This window comes from Collinsella aerofaciens (assembly GCF_040915425.1).
GTDB classification, from domain to species: domain Bacteria; phylum Actinomycetota; class Coriobacteriia; order Coriobacteriales; family Coriobacteriaceae; genus Collinsella; species Collinsella aerofaciens_BW.
The window spans coordinates 1-6,146 of record NZ_JBCPDN010000088.1 but is presented as its reverse complement, the minus strand read 5'-3'; the positions used below and the strand labels follow the sequence as shown (position 1 = coordinate 6,146).

The 6,146-nt window shown below is 56.3% G+C and carries 6 protein-coding genes; 2 read left to right on the top strand and 4 right to left on the bottom strand.

Annotated features, from left to right (window positions below; genetic code table 11):
- The 4 genes from AB5164_RS09480 to AB5164_RS09465 form a co-directional block, all read right to left on the bottom strand.
- A partial coding sequence (locus AB5164_RS09480) for an N-acetylmuramoyl-L-alanine amidase (protein WP_368148034.1) occupies window positions 1–1,990 on the bottom strand: 1,990 nt, incomplete at its 3' end.
- 727 nt (window positions 1,991–2,717) lie between these two features.
- The gene (locus tag AB5164_RS09475) at window positions 2,718–3,479 is read right to left on the bottom strand and encodes an IS3 family transposase (RefSeq protein ID WP_240126041.1); all 762 of its coding nucleotides are present in this window, start codon (window positions 3,477–3,479) and stop codon (window positions 2,718–2,720) included.
- The gene (locus tag AB5164_RS09470) at window positions 3,476–3,883 is read right to left on the bottom strand and encodes a hypothetical protein (RefSeq protein ID WP_117794655.1); all 408 of its coding nucleotides are present in this window, start codon (window positions 3,881–3,883) and stop codon (window positions 3,476–3,478) included. Before AB5164_RS09470 ends, AB5164_RS09475 begins: the two co-directional genes overlap by 4 nt.
- A 376-nt stretch (window positions 3,884–4,259) precedes the next feature.
- Window positions 4,260–5,075, bottom strand: a complete 816-nt coding sequence (locus tag AB5164_RS09465) for a S1 family peptidase (protein WP_368143274.1) — start codon at window positions 5,073–5,075, stop codon at window positions 4,260–4,262.
- A gap of 438 nt (window positions 5,076–5,513) precedes the next feature.
- Here AB5164_RS09465 and AB5164_RS09460 point away from each other — a divergent pair, with 438 nt between their 5' ends.
- Complete coding sequence (locus AB5164_RS09460) at window positions 5,514–5,654, top strand: hypothetical protein (RefSeq protein WP_158564880.1); 141 nt, start codon at window positions 5,514–5,516, stop codon at window positions 5,652–5,654.
- Window positions 5,655–5,664: 10 nt separating this feature from the next.
- Window positions 5,665–6,111 (top strand): hypothetical protein, encoded by a 447-nt coding sequence (locus AB5164_RS09455; RefSeq protein ID WP_368143275.1) that lies wholly within the window; start codon window positions 5,665–5,667, stop codon window positions 6,109–6,111.
- Window positions 6,112–6,146 lie beyond the last annotated feature (35 nt).

Genomic DNA, 6,146 nt, shown 5'->3' with positions numbered 1-6,146 from the left:
TCTCCCAGACGAACTTGTACTTGAGGCCGGAGGCGTCGCCGGACACCTTGGCCTGCAGCTTGACCGGCTTGCCGCAGAGGGCGGAGCCCGAGACTTCGAGCGACTCGACGGAGTAGCGCTCGCCGACCGTGACCTTGCGGGTCAGGTGCCTCTCGGCGGAGCCGTCGATCACGTCGAGGTAGACGGTGTACTCGCCCGGCTCGGTCGGGGTCCACTCGCAGGAGGAGGAAGCGGAGGGCTGCTGGGCGACGCCCCACTTGGCCCAGCCGCCCTTCTCCCAGACGAACTTGTACTTGAGGCCGGAGGCGTCGCCGGACACCTTGGCCTGCAGCTTGACCGGCTTGCCGCAGAGGGCGGAGCCCGAGACTTCGAGCGACTCAAGAGACCAATTAACAACTTTGTATTTAGAAGTGCTAGTCACATATCCATTGGAGTCAATGACATCAGCATAGATCTCATATTCACCAGCCTGGGGCAGGGTCCAAGAAATCGACGGCGAAGTTAAGTCTTGACCGATTACACCCCAATTGGAATCACTCCAATCAGACCCAGCCCTATGCCAAACAAACTTATATCTAAGGCCATCAGTCTTGCCGCTAACATTTACACCGATTTTTACCGTTGACCCCGCATGTCCCAGTTCTTCCGAGAAGGAAATTCCATTGACGGAGTAGGGATGCGGGAACTGCGCGATGATTGCGGCAGCGTCAGCCTCGCCAAGACGGCGGCAACCATCGTCCGAGAAATAGTTGACCACATCACCGTAATTCGAGATAAAGCCATGTTCGATAAGAATACCTGGAATTCCCTGCTCGCGAGCGCAGCGGATAACGGCGAACTCGTCGCCTACCTCCATTTGAAATACGCCGCGGTACGTTAGTCCCATAGCAGCAAGGTTGTTCATGACCTTGTTGGCAAGCTCAACAGAGACCTGCGTGTAGTCGGTGCCATTTGCGGTAGGAGCATAAACTTCTGCGCCGTGAGCTCCAGAAGACCCAGAGTTGATGTGAAAGCTAACAAAGGCCTGCGCGCCCTGATCAATGCAGCGCTGTACGCGATAAAGATAATCATTGCTGGGATAGTAGCCAGACTGCTCGCGCGCAAGAACGATCTTAAAGCCGTAAGCTTCAAGTTTATTTTTGCAGGCTGTCATGATCTTCCAGGTAAGGTCGGCTTCACTCTTGCCATTACCCTGAGCGCCAGAATCCACCCCGCCATGTCCGGCGTCAAGTGCAATAACCCCCACATTACGCGCGGAGCGCTCAGCGTAGGTAGATACTCCATCAGGCGAATCAGCGCATTCCAACGCCTGCTGGATTGATTGAGCCTCAACGGCATTGCCATCACCGTCTGCATAGTAAACAGAAGTGCCCTCGGAGCTCACGGAGCTATCAACGACCGTAAACGAATAATCCCTGTCGGAAAGATCCAACTCATGCTCAGAGTCATCGGCCCGCAAAACATAGGTTATCGAAGTCAGAAAGTAAGTATTGGATTTCAACGTCGAGCCAAATACAAAGGCAGCAGAATTGTCAGCCGTTCCAGATGCTTCAATAGTCCCCTGAATCCCATTGGCACTTACATAGTTGAGAGTTGCGGAGGAAAGGCTATCGTCGTCATCGGGAGTAGCAAAGGCAACGACCTGATCAGTCCCGCTGGGAAGGCTCGGGGAGGCAAGATATACATATTGGAAAGAAGAATCGACCGGTTCAGCCTGCTGATAGTTCTCAGATACATCAACGCCAAAATCCTCATCAGCCGATTCGTCAACGTTCGTTGCCGACGATGAGTCATCTGCAGCGCCAACATCGACAGAGCCCGCATCACGCGAGGCCACGCCATCATTGTCTGCAGTCGCAGCGTCCACGGCAGCGTCCGCAGACGGGACGTTGCTCACAGCGTAGGCGGCAGTCACAGGGCCCATAAAGGATGAAATGGTCAAAAGACCAGCAAGAGAAAAAGCTGTTGAGGCACGCAATGCCTTTTTCATATCGAATCCCCCGTCACAAATGATGTTACTAAGAGAAGATTATCTTACAATCCTTTCTGCATCGGAAGTCCAGTTATTCGAAGCGCGGGAATTGTTATAAAGGCAGACGGAAATCTGCTCTTATAAAAAGCAGGTTACGTTCTCAGCAAACTTTTGTTTTTCAGTCCTTCTATAGACACAGTGTTAGCTCTAGTTTTTGAAGCAATTAGCGGCGCCCCAAACAGCACAAGCGCCAGTGACACGAAAATCCACTGAAGCACGCAATTCGTTTAAGCACGTGGCGGACGACGAAAGCGTGTACGCAGCCGCGAAATACAGCAAAATGCCCCAATGTTTCGCTTGTATCAGAGGCGTCTGGGGCTTCATCGAAAGAGTGGCCTGGCTAACGCATTCAAGAAAAGTAGAGCGTGGTCTTCATGAATCAAACGCCAGTAAGCAACGCTCGCGCGCGTCTTTGAATCTTCTAATGGGCAAGAAGAGAGGGATCTAGGAGAGACCTAATAGTTCTTGGAATCTGGGAATCATCGAACTCACCATCTTTAAACAAGAGAATCATATAGCTTCTTATCGTTCTGTCTCGAAAAGATATGAGTGACCAGATGCACATCGTGGGCCTTTGAAAAACAATCTTCGTCCCTTAAAGATTCAGCAACATAACAACCGCCCCAATCAAAAAAGCCGAGATAGCCCCGGCTGATAATCAAAGAGGCGGTTGGATTGGCAACACCTATTTGGACGATTCCGGGAGGGACAGCCCCGCCTCCCTGGACTCGATCGGAGACATGTAGCCCAGCGTCGAGTAGATCCTGAAGTTGTCGTACCAGTGCACGTAGTCCGAGAGCTTGGCCCGGAGCTCGCGCGTCGTGCCGAACGCCTCACGGTGGACGAGCCCGGCCTTCAGTATCCTGTCGGTCGACTCGTCGACGGCGTTGTCGTAGGGGCAGCCCTTGGCCGATAGCGACCTCTCTATGCCGAAGACCTCGAGCATCAGGTCGATCTCGGCGTTGTCGAACTCGCTGCCGCGGCCCGTGCGGAACACCTCGATGTCCGGGATCGGGATGGAGGGCGTCGCGAACGCCGGCTTGACCAGCCGGGCGTCCTTCCTGGGCCCGGCGGAGTGGCCGACGATCTCCCTGTTGCAGGGGTCGACGAGCAGGCAGACGTAGTTCCACGAGGCCCCGACGCGCACGTAGGTCAGGTCGCTGCATATATGGGTGCGCGGCGCCCTGCCGCCGAAGCCGCGCGCGACGACGTTCGGCACGTCGGCCTCGTTGACCGCCCCGGGGTGCACCTTGAACCTCTTCCTGCCGCATGCGCCAACCGGGCCGTTCCCCCTCATGATGTGGAAGGCCCGGCGACGGCTGACGGCGGCGGGTGGCGGCGACGCCAACCCATCGAGCGACGCGTTCATCTTGCGCGAGCCGTACCGGCCCTTGCTGGCGCAGTAGAGGGTCGTGCCCCGAGGCACGTCGGACAGGAAGCACCTCATGAAGCGGGCCTCGAAGCGCCTGTCGGATCGAGCCACACGCGCCGCACGGCGTCGTGGACCTCGGACCAGTCGTCCTCAGGGCAGCCGTTCGATGCCCAGCTCCAGTAGCCCGACCTTCTCACCCCCAGCACCCCGGCCATCATGGTCAGCGCGAAGCTACCTTTCTCCGGCAACACGAGCCCGCACTTGGCTAGAGTGCTTCTCTTTGGCGAAGAAGGCAGCGGCTTTTTTAGGAACGCATTCTCCATCTTGAGCTCGCATATTCGCTTCTTGGCCTCGCGCAGCTCGCGGTCCTCGGCTCTCGGGTCGGGCTCGCCGGAGAGCTCGCGCCGGCGCTTGAGCGCCCAGTCGTTAACCGTCTTGGCGTTGAGCCCGAGCTCGTCGCAGGCCTGGGCTATGGGCACCCTGTCGAGATGACGTAGTCGGCGGTCTCCCGCCTGATCCCGTCGGTGTACTTCTTCTGATTGGCGACCATTCGGCAATCCTTTCGTTTATCAGCCCACATGCAGTCTAAGGCACCGCGGTGTCGCGGTCCTTCCAGCCTGCGTGTCCGAAAAAAACGATACAGGTCAAACGAGCTACTCAGGTAGGGCTTCGAACGGGCCGGCAGCTGGCCGCCCGCCGGCCGCGGCGCTGACATACCCGTGTGCGAAGGGCCGGGGCGCGGGCATACCGATGACGTGAGGGTCACTACAGGCCGGGTGACGGCACTCGGCGCGGACTACCGAGGCCCGCAGCGCTCGGGTGCGCCAACGCCACGTGCGGCGGGCGACCTAAATATTATTCTGGAACACTCAAGCGCTCTCTCAAGATTGGGTCGAAGTCTTTCAGGCGTTCGGACTTGATGACGATGCCCAAGTTCAACATGTCTTGAACGTTTACGTGAGCAATCGTAGATACGGTGATATCACCGAGAACGTTTCTAATGGGAACAGCGCGTAGAATGCCCAACAGATAGAGTCTGCTTCCCACGACGACCGCGCCATTCTCGAGATAGGTTCCCTCGTTGTACAGGAAGACAGGGGAACCGCTTGAACCCGGGTAGCAAGCCATGTCCACTAAGAATTCCTTCTCGCCCCGATAATCGTATCTGTAGGGAGTCGCCGTGATTCTCCTGCGCACGATTGGCAAGTTGTTGGCCTCGTCCCAGATGCCGTTGGGGTACCCGATCATGGTCACTTCTTCCATGCAGCCCATGTCTTTAATCAGCGTCTTCGTCGGAAGCAGCTCCAGACTGAGCGGTATAGTGAGCAGATGCTTACCCGCCTGGATAAAACCGTTGAGAGCAGGGCCAATAGGCAGTACACACAAGTCCACGTTCTCGTCTGGATGCGAAATCCAATCGCTGTCCGAGCCACGCATGGTCAGCCGCTCGTTTATATTGAGCAAGTTGCCGTTCTCGTCGGCTCGCGAGAAGATGACCCGGTATTCATATCCGCCCTTGACCACATGTTTGTTGGTCACGACGGCAGGAACAAATGTCTTGCCGTCATCGCAGAATTTGAAAAAGAAACCAGTTCCAACCGAGCACTCTCCTGAGGGAAGCGATGCTTCACTTCGTATCGTCGTATGAAGAAGCTGCTCAGAAAGCTGCATAGATACCCTTCCTGTTTGTATAAAGGCTCTTCGATTGTACCCGATGACGATAATCCATAATCAATAAACAGTACCGTCTCGGGAACATCTTCGCGCAGGATCACGCAGAGAGCGTAGCCACGGACGCCGAGCATGGCGGCCATGGTGTCGCAGCGCGGAGTCGGCCCGCGCGAGATCAAGTTGTTGATGTAGTTGGGGACCTTGCCCAGGGCCGGCCCGATGTGGGTTATGGGAACCCAGACGGTCGCGACCGTCTGTATGAGGGCATCGCTGGCGTGCACGGATGAATCCTATCGAGTCCGCTTACAGGGACATGATACACGGCGACGGAATAGTTAGGCGATCGCAGAAGATTCCCGTCCCTCGAACGTTACGCAGTTGCAGAGCGCGGGTACAAGGGTCGCAACGACGATGACCCCCGACGCGACGGAAGACGACATGAGTAAGTGGATCGAGCCGTCAGCGGACACCAAGTACGTCTGCAACGACGGCGTGGTGATGACGTGGGTGAGTATCTGGGGCAAGGAGCGAATGTTCCAGTTCCCGGGCGCGTTCGAGCAGAGGTTTTTGAGTTTATAGGGAGCACACCATGTCTGACAACGCGATGAATATACCGGATGACGCACCCTCCGATGTGCAGGAGGAATCCCCCACGTCCCTTTTTATCTTGCAGAGGGGTGCAACAAGGCGTGAGGTAAACGCCTCGGAAGCCCGACATTTTGTCCAAGGCATTCTTTCCAGGTCGATCAACCTGGCCACGCTTATCGGCTCAGGCGCATCTACTCCGGCTATTCCCCTGATGGGTGAAACCTTCAGGAACATGCGAGCGGACCTCAAGCTCAAAGATCCCGAGCTATCTACCCTTCTGGAAAGTCGAATAACCAAAATTGCACGTCGAGATAACGAAGACCCTGCGAAGTACTCGAACATCGAGAACCTCCTTTCGTGGCTGAGTCAGCGCATCGAGGGCTCTCTAGATAGCGCCGATGAAGACAAGGTTGATTTCCGATCTCAGCCGAACACATTGAGCAAATAGGCCATTCCCGCACCTAGCCGAACGCCCCCGCGGCC